The organism is Streptomyces zaomyceticus, assembly GCF_014656215.1.
GTDB lineage: Bacteria > Actinomycetota > Actinomycetes > Streptomycetales > Streptomycetaceae > Streptomyces > Streptomyces zaomyceticus.
On record NZ_BNBZ01000048.1, the window covers coordinates 1 to 21,503 of the forward strand.

17 protein-coding genes are annotated in these 21,503 nt (G+C 72.8%); 5 read left to right on the plus strand and 12 right to left on the minus strand.

Going from position 1 to position 21,503, the window contains the following annotated elements; all coding sequences use genetic code 11:
* Positions 1-476: 476 nt before the first annotated feature.
* Positions 477-1,484 carry a stage II sporulation protein M gene (locus IE311_RS34500; RefSeq protein ID WP_189835833.1) on the minus strand — a complete coding sequence of 336 codons (1,008 nt, stop codon included), beginning with the start codon at positions 1,482-1,484 and terminating at the stop codon, positions 477-479.
* Between the two features lie 110 nt (positions 1,485-1,594).
* Here IE311_RS34500 and IE311_RS34505 point away from each other — a divergent pair, with 110 nt between their 5' ends.
* Positions 1,595-2,557, plus strand: coding sequence for an RDD family protein (locus IE311_RS34505; protein ID WP_189835834.1), 963 nt, complete (start codon positions 1,595-1,597; stop codon positions 2,555-2,557).
* A 3-nt stretch (positions 2,558-2,560) separates the two neighbouring features.
* Here IE311_RS34505 and IE311_RS34510 read toward each other — a convergent pair whose 3' ends face one another.
* The 8 genes from IE311_RS34510 to IE311_RS34545 form a co-directional block, all read right to left on the minus strand.
* Positions 2,561-3,175, minus strand: a complete 615-nt coding sequence (locus IE311_RS34510; RefSeq protein ID WP_189835835.1) for a hypothetical protein — start codon at positions 3,173-3,175, stop codon at positions 2,561-2,563.
* A 153-nt stretch (positions 3,176-3,328) separates the two neighbouring features.
* Positions 3,329-4,783: an adenosylhomocysteinase gene (gene ahcY, locus IE311_RS34515; RefSeq protein WP_189835836.1), complete on the minus strand. Its 1,455-nt coding sequence runs from the start codon at positions 4,781-4,783 to the stop codon at positions 3,329-3,331.
* A gap of 313 nt (positions 4,784-5,096) precedes the next feature.
* Entirely contained in the window at positions 5,097-6,062 is a 966-nt protein-coding gene (locus IE311_RS34520; protein ID WP_189835837.1) for a cation diffusion facilitator family transporter, read from the minus strand.
* Positions 6,063-6,128: 66 nt separating this feature from the next.
* Positions 6,129-7,280, minus strand: coding sequence for a mannose-6-phosphate isomerase, class I (gene manA / locus IE311_RS34525; protein WP_189835838.1), 1,152 nt, complete (start codon positions 7,278-7,280; stop codon positions 6,129-6,131).
* A 252-nt stretch (positions 7,281-7,532) separates the two neighbouring features.
* The gene (locus tag IE311_RS34530) at positions 7,533-8,684 is read right to left on the minus strand and encodes an SIS domain-containing protein (RefSeq protein ID WP_189835839.1); all 1,152 of its coding nucleotides are present in this window, start codon (positions 8,682-8,684) and stop codon (positions 7,533-7,535) included.
* 340 nt (positions 8,685-9,024) lie between these two features.
* The gene (locus IE311_RS34535) at positions 9,025-9,207 is read right to left on the minus strand and encodes a Trm112 family protein (RefSeq protein ID WP_189835840.1); all 183 of its coding nucleotides are present in this window, start codon (positions 9,205-9,207) and stop codon (positions 9,025-9,027) included.
* 103 nt (positions 9,208-9,310) lie between these two features.
* Positions 9,311-10,675, minus strand: coding sequence for a phosphomannomutase/phosphoglucomutase (locus IE311_RS34540; protein WP_189835841.1), 1,365 nt, complete (start codon positions 10,673-10,675; stop codon positions 9,311-9,313).
* Positions 10,676-10,777: 102 nt separating this feature from the next.
* Positions 10,778-11,212 carry a DUF3499 domain-containing protein gene (locus tag IE311_RS34545; protein WP_189835857.1) on the minus strand — a complete coding sequence of 145 codons (435 nt, stop codon included), beginning with the start codon at positions 11,210-11,212 and terminating at the stop codon, positions 10,778-10,780.
* Positions 11,213-11,511: 299 nt separating this feature from the next.
* Here IE311_RS34545 and IE311_RS34550 point away from each other — a divergent pair, with 299 nt between their 5' ends.
* Positions 11,512-11,967, plus strand: coding sequence for a metallopeptidase family protein (locus IE311_RS34550; protein WP_189835858.1), 456 nt, complete (start codon positions 11,512-11,514; stop codon positions 11,965-11,967).
* Between the two features lie 170 nt (positions 11,968-12,137).
* On the opposite strand, the gene IE311_RS34555 is transcribed toward IE311_RS34550, so the two are convergent.
* From IE311_RS34555 to IE311_RS34565, 3 genes are all read right to left on the minus strand, one after another.
* The gene (locus tag IE311_RS34555) at positions 12,138-13,685 is read right to left on the minus strand and encodes a DUF5719 family protein (protein WP_189835842.1); all 1,548 of its coding nucleotides are present in this window, start codon (positions 13,683-13,685) and stop codon (positions 12,138-12,140) included.
* Complete coding sequence (locus IE311_RS34560; protein WP_189835843.1) at positions 13,682-17,437, minus strand: glycosyltransferase family 2 protein; 3,756 nt, start codon at positions 17,435-17,437, stop codon at positions 13,682-13,684. The genes IE311_RS34555 and IE311_RS34560 overlap by 4 nt, the downstream gene beginning before the upstream one ends.
* A 275-nt stretch (positions 17,438-17,712) precedes the next feature.
* Positions 17,713-17,976, minus strand: a complete 264-nt coding sequence (locus IE311_RS34565) for a WhiB family transcriptional regulator (RefSeq protein ID WP_015033978.1) — start codon at positions 17,974-17,976, stop codon at positions 17,713-17,715.
* Positions 17,977-18,675: 699 nt separating this feature from the next.
* On the opposite strand from IE311_RS34565, the gene IE311_RS34570 reads away from it, so the two are divergent.
* The 3 genes from IE311_RS34570 to IE311_RS34580 are packed head-to-tail and all read left to right on the plus strand — an operon-like array spanning position 18,676 to position 21,471.
* Positions 18,676-19,185, plus strand: a complete 510-nt coding sequence (locus tag IE311_RS34570; RefSeq protein WP_189835844.1) for a cysteine dioxygenase — start codon at positions 18,676-18,678, stop codon at positions 19,183-19,185.
* A gap of 13 nt (positions 19,186-19,198) precedes the next feature.
* Complete coding sequence (cofD, locus tag IE311_RS34575) at positions 19,199-20,152, plus strand: 2-phospho-L-lactate transferase (protein WP_189835845.1); 954 nt, start codon at positions 19,199-19,201, stop codon at positions 20,150-20,152.
* Positions 20,149-21,471: a coenzyme F420-0:L-glutamate ligase gene (locus IE311_RS34580; RefSeq protein WP_189835846.1), complete on the plus strand. Its 1,323-nt coding sequence runs from the start codon at positions 20,149-20,151 to the stop codon at positions 21,469-21,471. The genes cofD and IE311_RS34580 overlap by 4 nt, the downstream gene beginning before the upstream one ends.
* Positions 21,472-21,503 lie beyond the last annotated feature (32 nt).

Consider the following 21,503-nt stretch of genomic DNA (forward strand, 5'->3'; position numbering starts at 1 on the left):
GCAGGACTTTCAAAGGAACCTCGCCATCCGAAGATGGACGGGGTATCAACTAATCTGGCGTTGATTTTTGGCACGCTGTTGAGTTCTCAAGGAACGGACGCTTCCTTTGTACTCACCCTCTCGGGCTTTCCTCCGGGCTTCCCTTCGGTCTTGCGTTTCCGACTCTATCAGATCTTTCCGATCCGATTTCCTCGGTGCTTTCCGGTCCCTTTTGTTTTCACTCCGGGGGCCTTTCGGCGGTTCCGACTTTATCAGAATCATTTCGGTCGACCTAATCGGTGACTTCTTGATTCGAATAAGAATCGGAGTGACTCCGTGGAATCGAATTCCCGACCGGAGTGAGTGAGACTCTACTTGATCGCTGCCGAACTGTCCAGTTCCAGGCAACCGTTTGAATCTACCTCCCCACAGCCACCATGTCAATGGTTTTTGTGGGCACCGGAGGACACTAGCAGGTCAGCGGGGGCCTCCGCACATCAGGCGGCCGTAGGGAGTACGGCGCCGCGGTCGGGCTCCTCCAGGTCGCCCCGGTCGCCGGCGCGGGAGGCGCGGCCGCCGAGGACGTGGACATAGGCGAGGAAGGCCAGCTCGGCGCCGACGCCGATGGTGATGCGGGCCCAGGTGGGCAGGTCGGACGGGGTGACGAAGCCTTCGATGAGGCCCGACACGAAGAGCACCAGGGCCAGGCCGATCGCCATGCCGACGGCGGCGCGGCCGCGTTCCGCGAGGGCGGCGCGGCGGGTGGTGGGCCCCGGGTCGACGACCGTCCAGCCGAGGCGGAGGCCCGTGCCGGCGGCCACGAAGACCGCGGTCAGTTCGAGCAGGCCGTGGGGAAGGATCAGGCCGAGGAAGACGTCCAGGCGTCCCGCGGAGGACATCAGGCCGATGGCGACCCCGACGTTCAGCATGTTCAGGAAGAGGATCCAGAGCACCGGGATGCCCAGGAACGCGCCGAGGACCAGGCACATCGCGGCGGCCTGGGCGTTGTTCGTCCAGACCTGAGCCGCGAAGGAGGCCGCGGGGTTGCTGGAGTAGTACGTCTCGTACTGGCCGCCCGGGCGGGTCATCTCACGGAGGTCGGCGGGGGCGCCGATCGCTGCCTGGACCTCCGGGTGCGTACCGATCCACCAGCCGATGAGGACGGCGAGAAGAGTGGAGAGGACCGCGGTGGGGACCCACCAGTGGCGGGATCCGTGGACGGCCGCCGGGAATCCGGCCGCGAGGAAGCGGGCGGCGTCGCGCCAGGAGGAGCGGCGGGTGCCCGTGACGGCGGCGCGTGCCCGGGCCACGAGCTGGGTGAGCCGGGCCGTGAGCATGGGGTCCGGAGTGCTGGACTGCACGATCGAGAGGTGGGTGGCCGTGCGCTGGTACAGGGCGACGAGTTCGTCGGCCTCGGCGCCGGTGAGCTTGCCGCCACGGCGCAGGAGGTGGTCGAGGCGTTCCCACTCGGCGCGGTGGGCGGTGACGTAGACGTCGAGGTCCATGATCGGCTGCTGCTCCAGGCATCGGCTGCGGACGGGGCCGTACTACTGCGGCGCGCTGCGGGTCAGCTTGGCAGACTGGCGTTCGGAGGGGTCCCGAAGGCCGGAGAAGGGTGGGTGCCGTGAGTGGGTTGGTGACGGGGGACGCCGTCGTACTGGGGTTGCAGCCCGCGCGGCTGCCGAGCCGGGCGCTGGCGGTGCTCATCGACCTGGTGGTGGTGTGGGCCGCCTATCTGCTGATCACGCTCGGGCTCGCGGTGGCCACCGCGTCGCTCGACGAGGCGGCGGTCGCGGCGGTGTCCGTGGCCTCCTTCCTGCTGATCCTCGTGGGGGCGCCGATCGCGGTGGAGACGCTGTCGCACGGTCGGTCGCTCGGGAAGCTGGCCTGCGGACTCCGTGTGGTGCGGGACGACGGCGGGCCGATCCGGTTCTGGCACGCGCTGGTGCGCGGGACGATGGGGGTCGTGGAGATCCTGATGACCTTCGGGGTCGTCGCCTGTGTCGCGTCGTTGGTGTCGGAGCGGGGGCGGCGGCTCGGGGACGTCTTCGCCGGGACGCTGGTGGTGCGGGAGCGGATACCCACGGCTCGGGTTCTCGCCGTGCCCCCGCCGCCGCCGTGGCTGGTGGGGCGCTTCGCCGGGCTCGATCTCTCGGCGGTGCCCGAGACCCTCTGGCTGGAGATTCGGCAGTACCTCACGCGGGCGCGTGAGCTGGACCCCGCTGTGGGGCGGCGGCTCGCGGAGCGGCTGGCCGACGAGCTGGTGGCACGGACCGGGGCGCCTCCGCCGCCGGGGGTGCCGGCCGAGGCGTATCTGGCCGGGGTGGTGGCCGAGCGGCAGGCGCGGGACGCCCGGCGGGCCTTTGCCCCTCCCTCGGGGGTGGGCTCGGTCGGTGGGGCCGGTGCGGTGGGTGGGGCCTTGGGGGTGCCGGTGGTCGGCGTCGTTCCTCCTGCGGCCGCCGTTGCTCCCGCTCCTTCTGCCGCTCCTTCTGCCGCCTCTGCTTCCGCCCCTGCTTCCGTTGCTCCTCCCGAAGGCCCTCCCCCGGCGTCCGCCACCGGGTTCGCTCCGCCCGCCTGAGCGTCAGGGGAAGACCGAAGGCGGGGTTTCCAGGGCTTCGAGTTCGATGCCGGGGGCGGCGAGGACCACGTCGCCGGCGATGTGGACGGAGTGCCGTTCGCCCGTGTCCAGGGTGCTGACCTGGTACTCGTCCACCATCAGGGGGCCGTTGTCAGTGGCGTGCGCTTCACTCTTCAGCAGGGCCCAGGACTGGTCGACCGTGAGGGGGGCGAGCACCGGGTCCGTGAAGGCGACGAGCCGGACACGGGTCTCGGGGGAATCGGGGGTGAGACGCAGGAGTCGCGTGAGGGCGACGAGGAACGCCGGGGACGTACCGGTGAAGGCATGGGCGCGCACATTGCCTTCGGTGGCGTGGGTTCCGGTGGGGTCCGTGCGGACCCAGGTGACGCCGTCGAGGGCCGCGCCGCGGACCTGCCAGCCGGCGGCGTTCAGTTCCAGGCGGATGGGGCGGCCGAGTTCGTCGACGGCCAGGTCGACGGAGCCCCGGTGGTCGCCCGCGGGGGTGGTGATCTGCGAGACGTAGCGCCAGCCGGAGGGGCCGGGCGCGCAGTGGAAGTGTTCTTCACCGAGGGGGGTGTGGTCATGCGGGTCATGGAGCGAATAACGGCCGCGGGGCATGGGTCGGTCCTCGGGAGGGGGCGCTTCCAGGAGCGGTAGCGGGGCTGGACGGGGCAGGCCCCCCGACACGGGGGTGCGGGGGGCCTGCCTGATTCCTCTACGGGTGTCCGCCGGCGGCGTCGCGTCGGTGCGCGGGCGCCGCCGGCCGGGGCATCAGTAGCGGTAGTGGTCCGGCTTGAACGGGCCCTCGACCTCGACGCCGATGTAGGCGGCCTGCTCGGGGCGGAGGGTCGTCAGCTTGACGCCGAGGGCGGCAAGGTGGAGACGGGCGACCTTCTCGTCCAGGTGCTTGGGGAGGACGTAGACGTCGGTCGGGTACTGCTCCGGCTTCGTGTAGAGCTCGATCTGGGCCAGGGTCTGGTCCGCGAAGGAGTTCGACATGACGAAGGAGGGGTGGCCGGTCGCGTTGCCCAGGTTGAGCAGGCGGCCCTCCGACAGGACGATGAGGACCTTGCCGTCGGCGTAGGTCCAGGTGTGGACCTGCGGCTTGACCTCGTCCTTGACGATGCCCGGGGTCTTGGCGAGGCCGGCCATGTCGATCTCGTTGTCGAAGTGGCCGATGTTGCCGACGATGGCCTGGTGCTTCATCTTGGCCATGTCCCCGGCCATGATGATGTCCTTGTTGCCGGTCGTGGTGATGAAGATGTCGGCGGTCTCGACGACCTCGTCGAGGGTCGTGACCTGGTATCCGTCCATCGCCGCCTGGAGCGCGCAGATCGGGTCGATCTCGGTGACGATGACGCGGGCGCCCTGGCCGCGGAGGGACTCGGCGCAGCCCTTGCCGACGTCGCCGTAGCCGCAGACGACCACGGTCTTGCCGCCGATGAGGACGTCGGTGGCGCGGTTGATGCCGTCGATGAGGGAGTGGCGGCAGCCGTACTTGTTGTCGAACTTCGACTTCGTGACGGCGTCGTTCACGTTGATCGCCGGGAAGAGGAGGTCGCCGGCCTGCTGCATCTCGTACAGGCGGTGGACACCGGTGGTGGTCTCCTCGGTCACGCCGCGGATCTCGGACGCCAGCTGGGTCCACTTCTGCGGGTTCTCGCCGAGGGTGCGGTTGAGGAGACGGAGGATGTAGCCGTACTCCTCGCTGTCCGCGGTGGCCGGGTCCGGGGCGGAGCCGGCCTTCTCGAACTCGACGCCCTTGTGGACGAGGAGGGTGGCGTCACCACCGTCGTCGAGGATCATGTTCGGGCCGCCGGTGGGCGTGTTCGGCCAGGTGAGGGCCTGCTCGGTGCACCACCAGTACTCCTCCAGGGTCTCGCCCTTCCAGGCGAAGACCGGGACGCCCTGCGGGTTCTCCGGGGTGCCGTTCGGGCCGACGGCGATGGCCGCGGCGGCGTGGTCCTGGGTGGAGAAGATGTTGCAGGAGGCCCAGCGGACCTCGGCGCCGAGGGCGACGAGGGTCTCGATGAGGACGGCGGTCTGCACGGTCATGTGCAGGGAACCGGTGACGCGGGCGCCGGCGAGGGGCTGCTGCTCGGCGTACTCGCGGCGGATCGACATCAGGCCGGGCATCTCGTGCTCGGCGAGGGTGATCTCCTTGCGGCCGAAGGCGGCGAGGGAGAGGTCGGCGACCTTGAAGTCCTGGTGGGCGGCAGTCGTCATGACTGTGCTGCTCCTCGTGTGTCGGGTGCGAGGTCGGGTGGGGCGCAGGGCGCCACGGAGCTCCCGGGGCACAGGAATGCCCGGGGTTTCCGCGGTGCCGTCGTCGGAGGCCCTCTCTCCCTCGGCCGGTCCTCACGGACCGCCCGACCGCCATCAGCAGCGACGTCTGGCTGGTCACGAATCTACACCGGACGACCCGGCGCGCCACAGTCCGCATCGGGCCACGGGAGGCTTCCGGAGCTCCGTTCGAACGTGCGAGACCCCCGGGACCGTGGGGTCGCGGGGGCCTCGTGGCGGTCTCGTGCCGACGGGGTCAGTGGGCGGTGCCGCCCGGGGTCTTCGCCGGGTTCGTGCCGGCTTCGGCGGCCTGCTCGCTGTAGACGTCGGGCTCCAGGTAGATGACCCGGGCGATCGGGACGGCGGCACGGATGCGCTCCTCGGCGGCGTTGATCGCGTTCGCGACCTCGGCGGCGGAGTCGTCGTGCTGGACGGCGATCTTGGCTGCGACGAGGAGTTCCTCGGGGCCGAGGTGGAGGGTGCGCATGTGGATGAGGCGGGTGACGGTGTCGCCGTCGACGACCGCGGCCTCGATCTTCTTGACGTCGTCGAGGCCGGCGGACTCGCCGAGCAGCAGCGACTTGGTCTCGGCGGCGAGCACGATCGCGATGAGGATGAGCAGGACGCCGATGCAGAGGGTGCCGATGCCGTCCCAGACGCCGTCGCCGGTCAGCAGGGCGAGGCCGACGCCGCCGAGCGCGAGGATGAGGCCGACGAGGGCGCCGAGGTCCTCCAGGAGGACGACGGGCAGCTCGGGGGCCTTGGCACGGCGGACGAACTGCGTCCAGGTGAGGCCGCCGCGGATGAGGTTCGACTCCTTGATGGCGGTGCGGAAGGAGAAGGACTCGGCGATGATCGCGAAGGCGAGGACGCCGACCGGCCAGTACCAGGCCTCGATCGGGTGGGGGTGCTTGATCTTCTCGTAGCCCTCGTAGATGGCGAACATGCCACCGACGGAGAAGAGCACGATGGAGACGAGGAAGGCGTAGATGTAGCGCTCGCGGCCGTAGCCGAAGGGGTGCTGCGGGGTGGCCTCGCGCTGGGCCTTCTTGCCGCCGAGGAGCAGCAGGCCCTGGTTGCCGGAGTCGGCGAGGGAGTGGACGCTCTCCGCGAGCATCGAGGACGAACCACTGAAGAGGAACGCCACGAACTTGGCTACGGCGATCGCCAGGTTGGCGGCGAGTGCCGCCACGATCGCCTTGGTTCCGCCTGACGCGCTCATGGGTGTACGTGGTCCCTTCGTCGATGCACCGGCACTGTCGCCGCGGTTCGGCCGGTCATTGTCGCATCAGGCCACGACGGTCGCGCGGAAGACCGTCCCCGTACCGGTGAGTTCGGCGCTCTCGCCCGCGGGTACGAAGACGGACTCGCCGGGGGCCAGGGTGACTTCGCCCGCCTTCGGGCGGCCCGCGACGGCGAGCAGGATCTGCGGGGTGGGGCTGGTCAGGTCGGTCGGGGCGGCGCCCTCGGGCCGGACGAAACGGGAGAGGCGGAACTCGTCGATCGGGGTGTCGTAGACCTCCTCGCCGGTCGGGGAGGCCTCGGGGCGCAGGACGGACGGGTCGGCCGGCTCGAAGCGGACGACGCGCAGGAGTTCGGGGACGTCGACGTGCTTGGGGGTCAGTCCGCAGCGCAGCACGTTGTCCGAATTGGCCATGATCTCGACGCCGAGGCCTTCGAGGTAGGCGTGCGGGACGCCGGCGCCCAGGTAGAGGGCCTCGCCGGGCTGGAGCCGGACCCGGTTGAGGAGCATCGCGGCGATGACGCCGGGGTCGCCCGGGTAGTGGTGGGCGAGGGCCGCGTAGGGGGCGTGGTCGCCGCCGAGGCGGTCGGCGGCGACGGCCGCCTCGGCGACGGTGTGCGCCATCTCCTCCGGGTCGGCGGTGAGCAGGGCCGTCAGGACCTCGCGGAGCGCAGCCTCTTCGGGCTGGGCGTGGAGGAGGTCGACGTACGGCTTGAGGGAGTCGACGCCGAGCGCGGCGATGAGGTCGGCGGACTCGGCGGGGGCGCGGAAGCCGCACAGGCCGTCGAAGGGGGTGAGGGCGCAGATCAGTTCGGGCTTGTGGTTGGCGTCCTTGTACGTGCGGTGCGGGGCGTCGACCGGGATGCCGGCGGCTTCCTCGGCCGCGTGGCCGGCCCGGGCCTGGTCCAGGTCGGGGTGGGCCTGGAGGGAGAGCGGGGCGCCGGCGGCGAGCACCTTCAGCAGGAAGGGGAGGCGGGGTCCGAACTTCTCGACGGATCGCTCGCCCAGTTCGCGCACCGGATCGGCGTCGATCAGCTCGTTCAGCGAGCCGCGCTCGGTGCGGGAGGGGGCGCCGGGGTGGGCGCCCATCCACATCTCGGCCTGGGGTTCGCCGGTGGGGGCGATTCCGAGCAGTTCCGGGATGGCCGTCGTGGATCCCCAGGCGTAGGGGCGAACGGTGTTGACGAGGCGTTCCATGGTGCCTGCCAGCTCCTCGGGGTGGTGACGGATGGTGAGAGGTGTCGGGAGACAGGTGACAGGGGGCGGGTGACGGGTGGGTTACGGAGCAGTGGACGGTGCGTCCTCGGGTGGTCCGGCTCCCGCCGGTCCGTGGTGGCCGGGCTCCCGCCGGGCTCCCGCCGGTCCGTGAGGGTCCGGCTCCCGCTCGTCCGTGAGGGTCCGGCTCCCGCCCGTCCGTGGTGGCCGGACGTGCGGTCCCGGGGGCTCCGGCTAGAGGGCGGCGGTACGGCCCGGGGTCGCCAGGGAGAGGTAGACGGCCGCGAAGTCGGTCACCGCGAGCAGTTCCGCCAGGGTCTCCAGGTCGCCTCCCTCCTCGGGCTCCAGCTCGCTGATCGCCGTCTCGTGGCCGAGGGCCAGTTCGCGGGCGGCGTGGGCGGCGGTGAGGCCGTCCGACGGGCGGTCCCTCATGAGGACGACGCGGGCGCGCAGGGCCTGGGGCTCGTCGACCCGGTCCCGGAAGAAGTCGTCGGGGTCGGCGCCGGCCGCGTAGTCGCCGGCGAGCAGGACGCCGTGGGCGGGCAGGGCCTCCGGGAGCTCCGCGGCGAGCGCCGGCAGACCCGCGAGTTCGGCGAGGACCGCGGCGAACCGGCGGCCCGCGGGGCCCGCGGCGGCGCCCTCGGTCCAGATCAGCGGAAGCGAGTCGGCGAGTTCCGCGGCGAGGGTCTTCGCCGGATTGCTGTAGGTGGCGATGGCGGGTCCGCAGCGCTCCGCCGTACGGTCAAGCCGGTCGGCGACCTTCTCCAGGGCCTCCGGCGGCGCCTCCAGGAGGCCGACGCGGTCGAGGAGGACGAGGAGCGGGGTGAACAGGGCCCAGAGCGTGCCGGGGCTGGCCGCGATGTTCTCGGCGTACTCGTCGGGGGTCTCGTTCGGGGCCATGGCCATCGGGACGAACAGGCCGCGCGAGCCGCTGACGGCCTCGGCGAGCGGCGAGGCCTTCGGGGCGACGGCGACGACCGAGATGCCGCGGCGGTAGGCCTGCTCGGCGAGGAGTGCGAGGCCCGGCTCCGAGCCGTCCGTGGTCGGCAGCAGGAGCAGGTCCACGGAACCGGCCCAGCCGGGGAGCGCCCAGCGCAGGGCGCCCGCGGCGGGGGCGACGCCGGTGGGCTGGAGGCGTACGACGGGGGCGGAGGCTCCTGCCAGGGCGCCGATCAGGTCGGCGACCGCCGCGGCGGAGGTGCCGGGGCCCGCGACGAGGACCGTGCGGGGGCGGCCCTCGGGGCGGAGGTCCGCGATGCCGGCCTCGGCGGCGTGCCGGGCTGCCGTACGCACCCGGGCTCCGGCTTCGGCGGCGCCGAGGAGGAGGCCGCGGCGGTCGGCCAGGGCGAGGTCGTCCGGGGCGTCGAGGAGGGTCTCGTCGAGCATGGGGCGGTGCCTCCGGTCGCGTCGTCGTCGCGGGTCCCTGCGGGAGGGCGTGGGCGGGGGTCTCGGTTCGGGTGGGCTGCTGTGGGGGACGGGGGCCGGTGGAGCGGGACGCGCGGGCTCAGGGGGCCGGTGGCGGGCCCGGTGTCCGGCCGGGTCGTGGGCTCCCGCCCGTGCGTCCGTGCGGCGGGGACGGTGGGGTGCGGGGCTCCCGGTGAGGGTGCTCGCCGTCGGCGACGGCCGGGCGGCTCGCCTGCCCGCCTCCGTCGTCCCGCCGTCACACCATTGTCCTGCCGTCGCACGGCCGGCGCCGCTCCCGGGCGCGGGACCGGCGGCCCGTGCGTCAGGCCGGGCGGCGGGCCTCGTCCGTCAGGAGGACCGGGATGTCGTCGCGGACCGGGTAGGCGAGGCCGCAGTCGGGGCTCGTGCAGATGAGCTCGGGGGTCTCGTCCGCCGTGCGGTCGTCGAGCGGAGCGTGGCACGCGGGGCAGGCCAGGATCTCCAGGAGGCCGGCTTCGAGCGGCATGGGGTGTCCCTTCGAACAAACGGTGGTGGTGCTGCCCTTCGGGCCAGGTCAGCCTACCGCCGGGGAACGGGCGGTGCCCCGTTCCCCGGCGGCCGGGGCGGGGTCAGTCCGTCGCCCGGACCAGGGCCAGGACCTCGTCGCGGATCTTGGCCATGGTCGCCGCGTCGCGGGCCTCGACGTTGAGGCGCAGCAGCGGCTCCGTGTTGGAGGCGCGGAGGTTGAACCACCAGTCCTGCGCGGTGACCGTGAGGCCGTCGAGCTCGTCGAGGGTCACGCCCTCGCCCTCGTACGCCGCCCTGACCTTCGCGGCGCTCGCCGTCTGGTCCGCGACGGTGGAGTTGATCTCGCCCGAGGACGCGTAGCGGTCGTAGGCCGAGACCAGGTCGGACAGGGTGCCCTCCTGGCCGCCGAGGGCCGCCAGGACGTGGAGCGCGGCCAGCATGCCGGTGTCCGCGTTCCAGAAGTCCTTGAAGTAGTAGTGGGCCGAGTGTTCGCCGCCGAAGATGGCACCGGTCTTCGCCATCTCCTCCTTGATGAAGGAGTGGCCGACGCGGGTGCGGACCGGCTCGCCGCCCTGCTCGCGGACGACCTCCGGCACCGACCAGGAGGTGATCAGGTTGTGGATGATCGTTCCGCCGGGGTTCTTCGCGAGCTCGCGGGCGGCCACCAGGGCCGTGATCGCGGACGGCGAGACCGGCTCGCCGCGCTCGTCCACGACGAAGCAGCGGTCGGCGTCGCCGTCGAAGGCCAGGCCGAGGTCGGCGCCCTCGGCCAGGACGCGGGCCTGGAGGTCGACGATGTTCTTCGGGTCGAGCGGGTTCGCCTCGTGGTTCGGGAACGTGCCGTCCAGTTCGAAGTACATCGGGACGACGTCCAGCGGCAGGCCCTCGAAGACGGTGGGGACGGTGTGGCCGCCCATGCCGTTGCCCGCGTCGACGACCACCTTGAGGGGGCGGATCGTCGTGAGGTCGACCAGGGACTTCAGGTACGCGGCGTAGTCCGCCAGGGTCTCCCGTTCCGTGATCGTGCCCGTGGTCGGGGCGGCCTCGGGCGCGCCGTCCCGGGTCCAGCGTTCCGCCAGTTCGCGGATCTCGGCGAGGCCGGTGTCCTGGCCGACGGGGGCGGCGCCCGCGCGGCACATCTTGATGCCGTTGTACTGGGCCGGGTTGTGCGAGGCGGTGAACATCGCGCCGGGCAGGTCGAGGCTGCCGGACGCGAAGTACAGCTGATCGGTGGAGCAGAGCCCGATCAGGGTGACGTCGGCGCCGAGGCGGGCCGCGCCGCGCGCGAAGGCGTCCGCCAGGCCGGGCGACGAGGGGCGCATGTCGTGGCCGACGACGATCGCGTCGGCGTCCGTCACCCGTACGAAGGCGGCACCGAAGAGCTCGGCGAGCGTCTCGTCCCACTGGTCGGGTACCACTCCGCGGACGTCGTACGCCTTCACGATCTGCGACAGATCGACAGTCACGGATCCACCCTCCTGAGTTCTCGGCACGCGGTGCGGCGCGTGTACGGAACGCCAAAACTACCCGGAGAGGTGAGGGCGGACGCGGACGGTGGCCGGTTGCGCTCAGTTGTCAGGAGAACGGAGCACTCTCAGGTGCCCTCGGCGGCCGACCTCCATGGGGTCGCCGCCACGGCCTCCGGGGCCCTTGCCGCCGGCCTCGGCCGCGCGTTCCTGGGGGCGGGCCGCCTCCCGGACCGCGTTGGCCAGGGCTTCGAGGTCGTCGCCGCTGGGGCGGGGCGGGGCGGAGGCGTCGGTGAGCCGCACGACCTCCCACCCGCGTGGGGCGGTGAGGCGCTCGCTGTGCTGGGCGCACAGGTCGTAGCAGTGGGGCTCGGCGTAGGTGGCGAGCGGGCCGAGGACCGCAGTCGAGTCGGCATAGACGTACGTCAGTGTCGCGACGGCAGGGCGGCCGCACGCAGTGCGCGAACAGCGACGTACAGGGCTCACGACGTTGGACGGTACCGCACTCTTGAGCGGGCCGCGACGACTCTCCCTCAGGTCACTCCACCGTGTCGCGCCGTGACCTCGGCCACCCCCCTTCCCGCGGCGGCCTCTCCGACCTGCGCGGGAGGGGGCGCAAGGGGGCGGGGCGAGGAGTCGATCCGGACAGTCGGGGGTACAGATCCGGTCAACCACGGCCAGATGGCCGATCGTGAGGTGCTGTCGAATCGAGCGGGCGGTTGGCCGGATTGTTCAGGTTTCGACATGGGGTGTGGTGGAGGGCGAGGAGCACCGGGAAAGTCGGCGAGGATGCGCCACGGTGCGGAGAGACCGATGAGGGTTACGCTGCGTCAGTGATGGACAGTCCTGTGCCGCCGAGCCCCCCGCACCGATCGACGGAGCCCCCGGCGGAGCCTCGGGTGCGCCGCCGCGACCGGCACGGCCGGGGCATGCGCGGACCGGTCGCCCCGCCGCAGGTGCCGCTCTCCACGAGCCGGGGCGACACCTTCCGCGATCTCGTCCTGGACTCGGTGGAGCGCCTCGAACGGCGCTGGCCGCAGCTCGCGGACGTCGAGTTCCTCGTGCTTGAGGTGCCGCCGGCCGTGCCGGGCGAGACGGTGCCGCTGGGCGGCTCCGTGGCTGCCGAGAAGAACGAGCCGGCCCGGGTGGTCGTCTACCGGCGCCCGGTGGAGATCCGCTCGAAGAGCCGGGACGAGCGGGCGCTGCTGGTCCACGAGGTGGTCGTGGAGCAGGTCGCGGAGCTCCTGGGGCTCTCCCCCGAGTCGGTCGACCCCCGGTACGGGCAGGACTGAGCCCTCGGCCCGCCGCCCGCGGTTCTCGTCCCCGGGTGCGGGCTCTTCGCCCGTTGTCCTCGTCCTCGGGTCCCCGGGTGCGGACCCTTCGCCCCTGGTCCTCTTGCTCGGGGGCGGACCTTTGGCCCCCGGTCCTCGTGCTCGGGGGCGAGCCCGCTCCCGCGGCGGTCTCAGTCCAGTACGCCGAGGTCCTGGCGGGCCGACGGGACCTCGACCGTGCCACGGTCGTCGACGAAGGTCTGGATCGTGAACATCGGGGTGCCGTCCTGGGGCAGCGCCAGCGTCCGGGCCGCGTACACCTTGCCGCCGGAGACCGGTTCCACCGTCAGGGCGTAGGAGCCCTTGAGTCCCTCGGGGACGAGATCGGTGACGGCCGTCGTGGTGCCCGCCTTGACGGTGACCGTCCTCGACACGGCCGTACCCCCGCCGGAGCCGGCCGAGGCCGTGACCTTGACCTGGGCCGCTTCGCCGGGCGGGACGGTCAGGGCGAGCGTCGTGGCCTTGGCCCGGTTGTCGGCGACCGTCGCGCGGGCGGAGATCGCCGCGGTCGCCGGTACGAAGGCGATCTCGGTGTCGTCGCCCTTGCCGCGGACCACCCGGAGGGCGGCCACCACCGGGGTGGGCTTCTTCGGGTCGCTCGGGGTGAGCAGCAGGGAACCCGCGGCGCCGCGGGTGAGCTCCGGCAGGTCGAGGGAGGCCGTCATCCCGGACTTCACGTGCAGGACGCCGGCGCCCGCCGGGACGATCGTGCCGCTCGGGGTGACCAGCTGGACCTTCAGGTCGGCGTCGTTGTCGCCGGGGACGAAGGCCACCAGCCGTACGGAGGTGGAGTCGGCCGGGATGCCGGGGAGTACGGCGGTGCTCGCGGGGTCGGCCGAGGCCGGGAGCCAGTCGCTGCCGAGCTTCTCGTCGGCGGCGGCGACGGCGGCGCCGACCCGTCCGCTGCGGGTGGTGACGTGGACGGTGACGGACTGCTGGGCGGCCGCGCCGGTGAGGGTGGAGAGCAGTACGGGCACGGTCGAGTGGGCGGGGACCGGGATGCCCTCGGTGAACTGGGACTTGAGGACGCCCTCGGGGCCGTACAGCTCGATGTCGGCGACGGCGGCCGTGTCGTCCGGGTTGGTGAGGTGGACGTAGTCCTGGCGTTCCTCGGCGGTGGAGGCCGCGGGGAACCAGAACTCGGTGTCGGGGGCGCCGCAGCCGAGGCCGAGCAGGCCGCGTGCGCCGCCCGCCGGGACGACGGTGGTCTGCTGGACGGTCCAGCCGGGGGCGAGGGTGCCGGTCGCGGCGCCGGTGAGGGCGGGTGCGCCGGCACCTTCGGCGTCGGCGGTGACGGGCTTGCCGGGGGTGGTGACGGTGGCCGGGATCTTGGGGGCCTTCGGCTTCTTGCCGCCCTCGGAGGTGCCGCCCGAGGGCGTCGTGCTCCTGGCGAGCCGCAGCTGTGCGGTGGGCTGCTCGGCCTTGCCGGCACCGCCCTTCGCCGTACCCGAACCGCTGCCGGTACCGCCGGCCGCCGGGGTGTACGAGGTGTAGCGGGTCTCGGCGACCTCGGAGGTGCTGGGCACCGGGCAGACGAGGCCGGCACGCTGCACCGGCAGCCGGGTGGGCGCCTTGGCCGCGGGGGCGGAGGTCCCGTCCGGGGCGGTGAGGGACGCGAAGCCGGTGACGGCGGCGAGCGCCGTGGCGACCGCGATCAGGGAGAGGGTCGTGCGCTTCACTGGTTGCTGCTCCCGTCGGGACGCTGCTCGGTGTCGTGGCCCTGGGGGTGCCCGTAGCCGTAGGTGTACGGGTCGTACTGCTGCTGCTCGTACTGCTGCTGCGGGTCGTACTGCGGCTGCTGTTGCTGCTGCTCGTAGCCCTGCTGCGGGTCGTACTGCTGCTGGTCGTAGCCCTGTTCGGCGTACGGCTGCCGCTGGTCGTACTGCTGCGGCTGCTGCTCGTATCCCTGCTGGGGGTACGCGTAGGGCTGCTGCTGGTACGGGTCGGCCGCGTACTCCTGGTAGTAGCCCTGCTCTGCGTACTCCTGGGGCTGCTGCTGCTCCTGGTGGCCGCCCCCGGGCTGCTCCTGGGCGTAGGCCGGGTCGTCGCCGCCGTCCCAGTCCTGGGACTCGTACGTCTGCTGCCCGGGGACGGGGACCGCCTCCGGTTCGGTACCGGTCTCGGCTGCCTCCGCCTCGGCGGCGGCGCGCAGCCGCCGGGCCCGGCGGCTGTCGCCCTCGGTCGCCTGGGCGGGGATCGCGAGCTCCTCCTCGGGCAGGTCGTCGTCGATCTCGCGGCGGCGACCGGGCAGGGCGAGGACGAGCAGGACGACGGCCATGCCGACCTGGGCCCAGATCCACACGGTGTGGGTGAGCGGCTGGTTGTACACGACGTCGAGGCGGCCGCCCTGGGCGGGGAGTTCGAAGCCCTGGGCCCAGCCGTCGACGGTGGTGCGCGTCAGTTCCTTGCCGTCGAGGGTGGCGGTCCAGCCCTCGTCGGCACGGTCGGCGAGGCGCAGGACGCGACCGGCGGGGCCGGCGGGGATCTTGGTGTGGGCCTCGACGGGGCCGGCGGCGACGGCGACCGGGCCGGCCGCCTTCGTCTCGTCCGCCGTCTTCTCCGCCGTCGCGTCGGCCGCACCGTCCGCGGTCCCCTCGGACGTCTTCGCGGCCGGCGGGACGATCATGACGCGGGCGATCTCGCGGTCCACGCGCCAGAGCGCGCTTCCGTCGAGCTGGCTGAGGCGGCTGATGCCGGGGGTGGAGTCGAGGACGCGGCTCATCTGGCGCGGTGCCCCGTCCCGTACGAGGACGTAGCGGATCGCGTACCCGCTGAGCTCCTGGGTCTGGTCGGCACCGGAGCCCGCGACCAGGTGGGCGACGACGCCGTCGAGGCGGGGGTCGTCCTCGGCGCCCACGGTGAGTTCGGCGTCGCCGAGGCGGGCGCCGGAGCCGCGGACCAGGGTGTAGACGACCTCGCCGGCCGAGCTGCCGCCGAGGACGAGGGTGCGGGGCTGGTCGCGGGTGCCGCTCTCCTCGGCGACGAAGGCCGGGACCTGGACCGGGTCGCGCCGGGTCAGCGGGCCGTCGGCGCCGCCGATCATCCAGCCGGCGGCGGCGACGGCCGGGCCGAGGGCGCAGGCGAGGGCGATGAGGGCGGCGACGGGCTGGCGCCAGCCGAAGCCGTGGGCGGCGACGCGGGTGCGGCCGCCCTCGGCGCCGATCATGCCCGCGGCGACGAGGGCGGCGCCGTAGACGAGGGTGCCGGGTCCCGCCCAGCCGGTGCCGCCCGCGCCGTTGGAGAGGACGGCGAAGAGGAGTCCGGCGAGGGCGGCCGCCCAGGCGGCGCGGACGGCGAGCTGCCGCTCCTCGCGCAGCAGTCCGGCCAGACCGGCCAGGACGAGGCCCGCGAGGAGGAGGCCGCCGGTGGTGCCGGGGCCGCCGGGGCTGGTGCCGAGCAGGTCGAGCGCGGTGGCCGTGCCCGTACGGATGTCGAGGCCGGCCTCGCGCAGGAACGCGCCCGGGTCGGTGAGCAGGGTCAGCGACCAGGGGGCGAGGACGAGGAGCGGGGTGCCGACGGCGGCCAGGAAGCGCAGCCCGTACGCGGTGATGTCGGAGCGGCGCACGACGAGCACGCCGATGCCGAGGAGGACGGCGAGCGGCCAGACGACCGGGGTGAACGCGGTGGCGAAGGTCAGCAGGAAGGTGTACGCCCAGGTGGCGCGCCAGCTGCCCCGGTCGGGCCGGTTGAAGCCGTGGGCGGCGACGGCGGCGCGGGCCGTCAGCGGCAGCAGGATCGCGAGGACGGCGGTGCCGAGCCGGCCGGTGGCGAGGGCCCCGGTGGCGGCGGGCAGGAAGGCGTACGCGATGGCGCCCCACGCGCGCAGCAGCCGGGACTCGACGATGCCGCGGGCGGCGAAGTACGCGGTGAAGCCGGCGAGCGGGACCGAGCAGACGAGCAGCAGGGTCAGCGCGGTGGAGGTGGAGCCGAGGAACAGCGCGGAGAGCGCGGCCAGGACGGCGAGGTACGGCGGGGCGGTCTGGGTGCCGCCGGTGCCGAGGGCGTGCCAGCCGTCGGCGTACCGCGCCCAGAGCTCGGAGACGGTGTCGGGCGCGGGCAGCAGGGCGCCGCCGGCCAGGGAGCCGCCGGCGAAGAGGTTGCGGCAGGCGACCAGGGAGATGAGGAGCAGGAGGGCGAAGAGGACCGGACCGGGCTTGCCGGCGATCTTCTTGAGCCGGGCGAACTGCTCGACTTCCAGGTAGTCGGCGTCGTCGCCGCCGGGTCCGGACTCGACGACGCCGTGGCGGGAGCCGCCGGACTCGGCCTCGGAGCCCGCGAAGTTGGCGGTGAACTGCTCGACGGCGGCACGGACGGTGGCGCCGGGCGGCGGGAACAGCGGGCGGAGCTCGTTCGCCGGGACGGCCGGGTTCTTGCGGCGCTTGCGGGCGGCGAGGATCTTCTCGGGGCGCAGCAGGGTGGCGAGGAGGCCCATGACCTCGTCGACGGCCTGCCCGGGGACCTTGCCGACGAGGTAGGCGAGGGTACGGAGCAGGGTGCTGAGGACGAGCCGGACGAGCACGTACGGCAGGGCGGCGCCACGGCTGTTGGCGAGGAGGGTGTAGACGGCGCCGGCCTTGTCGACGCGGTGCGGGTTGGCGGCGGTGCGGCCGGCGCAGTCGACGGTGCGGCGTTCGCGGGCGGAGGCCTCGGCGTGCCGGAGGACGGCGTCGGGGGCGATGAGGACGCGGTGGCCGGCGGAGTGGGCGCGCCAGCACAGGTCGACGTCGTCGCGCATCAGGGGCAGGCGGCGGTCGAAGCCTCCGAGCTCCTCGAAGACGTCGCGCCGGACGAGCATGCCGGCCGTGGAGACGGAGAGGACGGAGCGGACCTGGTCGTGCTGGCCCTGGTCCTGCTCGCGGCGGTCGAGCCCGGTCCAGCGGCGGCCGCTGCGGGCGATGGAGACGCCGGTCTCCAGGAGCTGCTTGCGGTCGTACCAGCCGCGCAGCTTGGGGCCGATGACGGCGGCGTCCGCGTCGGATTCGGCGACGCGGAGGAGTTCGGCGAGGGCGCCGGGCTCGGGGGCGCAGTCGTCGTGGAGGAGCCAGAGCCACTGGACCGGTTCCCCGTGCGGGAGGTCGGGGAGGTCGTAGGCGTCGTCGTTCCAGGTGCGGCTGACGGGGTCCCAGCCGCTGGGGCGCTTCAGATAGGCGAGCTCCTCGGGTCCGAGCTCGGGCGCGGTGCGGGCGGCCTCCTCGACGGCGGCACCGAAGCCGGTGCGGCGTGCGAGGTGCAGCACCCGGTCGCCGCCGATGGCGTCGGCGAGGAGCTGCGCCGAGTCGTCGGCGCTGCCGGTGTCGGCGGCGACCACGTTCTGCACGGGGCGTTCCTGGGCGAGCAGCCCGGCGAGGGCGTCCGGCAGCCAGCGTGCGCCGTCGTGGGTGACGAGCACGGCGGTGACGACGTGTCGCGGAAACTCAGGAGTTGAGGACATCGAGCTACGGGCCCTCCGGCCGGGGTCGCCCGCGGGGGGCGTGGGGAGCGTCTCGGACGGAGGCCCACACTAACGGCTGCACGCGGAGCGGTCCGCCGCCCTGTGGACAGAGCGGGAGGAAGGGGTACGCCGCCCGCGGGTGGAGGGGTCGGGGCGGTTTCGCGCCGGGAGCGACCCGGAACACGCGGAACGGTCCGCCGCCTGTGGGTGAACCACAGGGGGCGGACCGTTCGTCGTGGTGTGGCGTGCGCGGGGCCCGGCCGGCTGCGCGCCGTTCAGACGGCGGCCTTCTTCAGGCGGCGTCGCTCGCGCTCGGACAGCCCGCCCCAGATGCCGAACCGCTCGTCGTTCTGCAGGGCGTATTCGAGGCACTCGGAGCGGACCTCGCAGGCGAGGCAGACCTTCTTGGCCTCGCGGGTCGAGCCGCCCTTCTCGGGAAAGAAGGACTCGGGATCGGTCTGGGCGCACAGCGCGCGCTCCTGCCAGCCGAGTTCTTCGTCCGCGTCCTCGACCAGCAGTTCCTGGAACAACTCGGTCATGTGCGCCCCTCGTCTGTTCTGTGCGTCCCCGTGATGTTTGCCGTTGCTTACCCGGCCGAACGACACGAGTGAAATTACAAGTTTGTGCTCTGCGCGAGTCAAGCCGAGATCTGCTATTGGGCCCCGTATTCACTCTGCGGAACCAAGCCTATGCGGAAAGTGTTCAAATCACCAAAAAACGTGACACATGCCGCCGGCCTGGCGCACCATGCGGCCTTCATGGAGGAGGACGTCCGAGACTTGGATCTTGTTGCGATCCAGCCATGGAAGCGATCCGGATCACAGTCCGATCACGGACCGGCCGGGTCCGCGTGGTGACCGAGCGTGGTCGATCACGCGGGTGCCGCCATGTTTACGGGCACGGTTGAAGCGCCATCTCTCCTGGTCCGCACGTGAACAAACCTTTCTCCGCGCACTGTAACCGGATGAGGTGAAACATTACCCCCAAATCGGGCATTGGGTTGACAGTCGGGTGCCGTTCCGGCCACCTTTGGTGGCATGCCAGCGACCGCAGCGCTCTCCGCGACCCACCGCCGTGGGTTCCGCAGCGCTGTCCAGGCGCGCTGTTGCTGTTGCTGTCCCAGCTGTTGATGCCGTAGAGCTCCAGCTTCTTCCCCCAGCGTCACCCTGCGTCACTCGCGTCACCGCTTCTCCGTGACCCCCCACCGCTTCTGTTTCTGCTGAGGAACCTCCCCACCCATGAACATGGACAGCGACCTTCAGATCGCCGGCGACATCCTCGAGGTCCCCCACCTCCTCCAGCCCGAGCGCGCCCACCCCGTGACCGTGGCCGAGTTCGCCGGCCTCGCGCGCTCGATCGCCGACGACCGCGCCCAGTGGGCCCCGTACGTCGAATACGACGCCACCACCCGCTGGTACCACCGGCTGCGCACCGGCCCCGGCTACGAGGTGTGGCTGCTCTCCTGGGTCCCCGGCCAGGGCAGCGGACTCCACAACCACGGAGTCTCCTCCGGCGTACTGACCGTCCTCCAGGGCGAACTGACGGAGCGTACGGAACGGGGCACGCGCTCCCTCGCGCCGGGCGCGGAGCAGGTCTTCGCGCCCGGGTACGTCCACGAGGTCGTCAACGACTCCCTCGAACCGGCCGTCAGCCTGCACGTCTACTTCCCGGGCCTCACCGAGATGCCGATGCACGAGTCGCTCCAGGCGCAGTGCGCCCCTGTCACCACGGGCGCCGTCCTCGCCTGAGAGACTGCTCGGCATGCGCATTGTGGTTCTGGCCGGCGGCATCGGTGGTGCCCGTTTCCTTCGCGGCCTCAAGCAGGCCGCGCCGGACGCGGAGATCACGGTCATCGGCAACACCGGTGACGACATCCATCTCTTCGGGCTGAAGGTCTGCCCCGACCTGGACACGGTGATGTACACCCTCGGCGGTGGCATCAACGAGGAGCAGGGCTGGGGCCGGCGCGACGAGTCCTTCACCGTCAAGGAGGAACTCGCGGCCTACGGCGTCGGACCCGAGTGGTTCGGCCTCGGCGACCGGGACTTCGCGACCCACATCGTCCGTAGCCAGATGCTCGGCGCGGGCTACCCGCTCAGCGCCGTCACCGAGGCGCTCTGCGCCCGCTGGCAGCCGGGCGTCCGCCTCCTCCCCATGTCCGACGACCGCGTCGAGACCCATGTGGCGATCGAGGTCGACGGCGAGCAGCGCGCAGTGCACTTCCAGGAGTACTGGGTGAAGCTGCGCGCCTCCGTCGACGCGAAGGCGGTCGTGCCGGTCGGCGCGGAGGCCGCGAAGCCGGCCCCGGGCGTCCTGGAGGCCGTCGCCGCGGCGGACGTCATCCTCTTCCCGCCGTCCAACCCCGTGGTGAGCGTCGGGACGATCCTGGCGGTGCCCGGCATCCGTGAGGCGATCGTCGCGGCCGAGGCGCCCGTCGTGGGCCTCTCCCCCATCGTCGGGGACGCGCCCGTCCGCGGGATGGCCGACAAGGTGCTGGCCGCGGTCGGCGTGGAGTCCACGGCGGCGGCCGTCGCCCGGAACTACGGCTCCGAGCTCGTCGACGGCTGGCTCGTCGACACCGTCGACGCGGGCTCGGTCGCGGACGTCGAGGCGGCGGGCATCCGCTGCCGGGCGGTCCCGCTGATGATGACCGACGTCGAGGCGACGGCCGCGATGGCGCGGGAGGCGCTGGCGCTCGCGGAGGAGCTTCGATGACCCCGCCGGTCGAACCCTCGGAGGTTCCCTCGTACCGGGTCTGGGCGCTGCCCGGGCTGCCGGAGGTGACGGCCGGGGACGACCTGGCCAAGCTGATCGCCTCCGTCTCGCCCGAGCTCGTCGACGGGGACGTCCTCCTCGTCACCTCCAAGATCGTGAGCAAGGCCGAGGGGCGGCTGATCGCCGCCGACGACCGCGAGGAGGCCATCGACGCCGAGACGGTACGCGTGGTGGCGCGGCGCGGCACCCTGCGGATCGTCGAGAACCGGCAGGGGCTCGTCATGGCCGCCGCCGGGGTCGACGCCTCCAACACCCTTCCCGGGACGGTGCTGTTGCTGCCCGAGGACCCCGACGCCTCGGCACGGCGCATCCGTTCGGGACTGCGTGAGGCGCTCGGCGTCGACGTCGGCGTCGTCGTCACCGACACCTTCGGACGTCCCTGGCGCAGTGGGCTCACCGATGTGGCCATCGGAGCGGCCGGGGTGCGGGTCCTCGACGACCTGCGCGGCGGGACCGACGCGCACGGCAATCCGCTGAGCGCGACCGTCGTCGCCACCGCCGACGAACTCGCCGCCGCGGGCGACCTGGTGAAGGGCAAGGCCTCCGGGCTGCCGGTCGCCGTCGTGCGCGGACTGCCGCACGTGGTGGCCGGGGACGAGGAACCGGGGGCGCGGGCGCTGGTGCGCGGCGCCGCCGACGACATGTTCCGGCTCGGCACGTCGGAGGCGGTGCGCGAGGCGGTGACGCTGCGGCGGACCGTACGGGAGTTCACCGGCGACCCGGTCGACCCGGGCGCGGTACGACGGGCGGTCGCGGCCGCCGTGACGGCGCCGGCCCCGCACCACACCACGCCGTGGCGGTTCGTTCTCCTGGAGTCTGCGGAGTCGCGGCTACGGCTGCTCGACGCGATGCGGGACGCCTGGATCGCGGACCTCCGGCGGGACGGCAAGTCCGAGGAGTCGATCGCGAAGCGGGTCCGGCGCGGGGACGTCCTGCGCAACGCGCCGTACCTCGCGGTGCCCTGCCTCGTCATGGACGGCTCCCACCACTACGGCGACCCGCGCCGGGACGCGGCCGAACGCGAGATGTTCGTGGTCGCGGCGGGCGCGGGCGTACAGAACTTCCTGGTGGCGCTGGCCGGTGAACGGCTGGGCTCCGCGTGGGTGTCCTCGACGATGTTCTGCCGGGACGTCGTACGCGAGGTCCTCGACCTCCCGGCCGACTGGGACCCGCTGGGCGCGGTCGCGATCGGACATCCGGCGGGGGCGCCGAAGGCGCGGGCGCCGCGGACGGCGTCGGAGTTCGTCGCGGTGCGATAGCCGCGGGCGGGGTGCGGTGGTCGGTCTGCTGG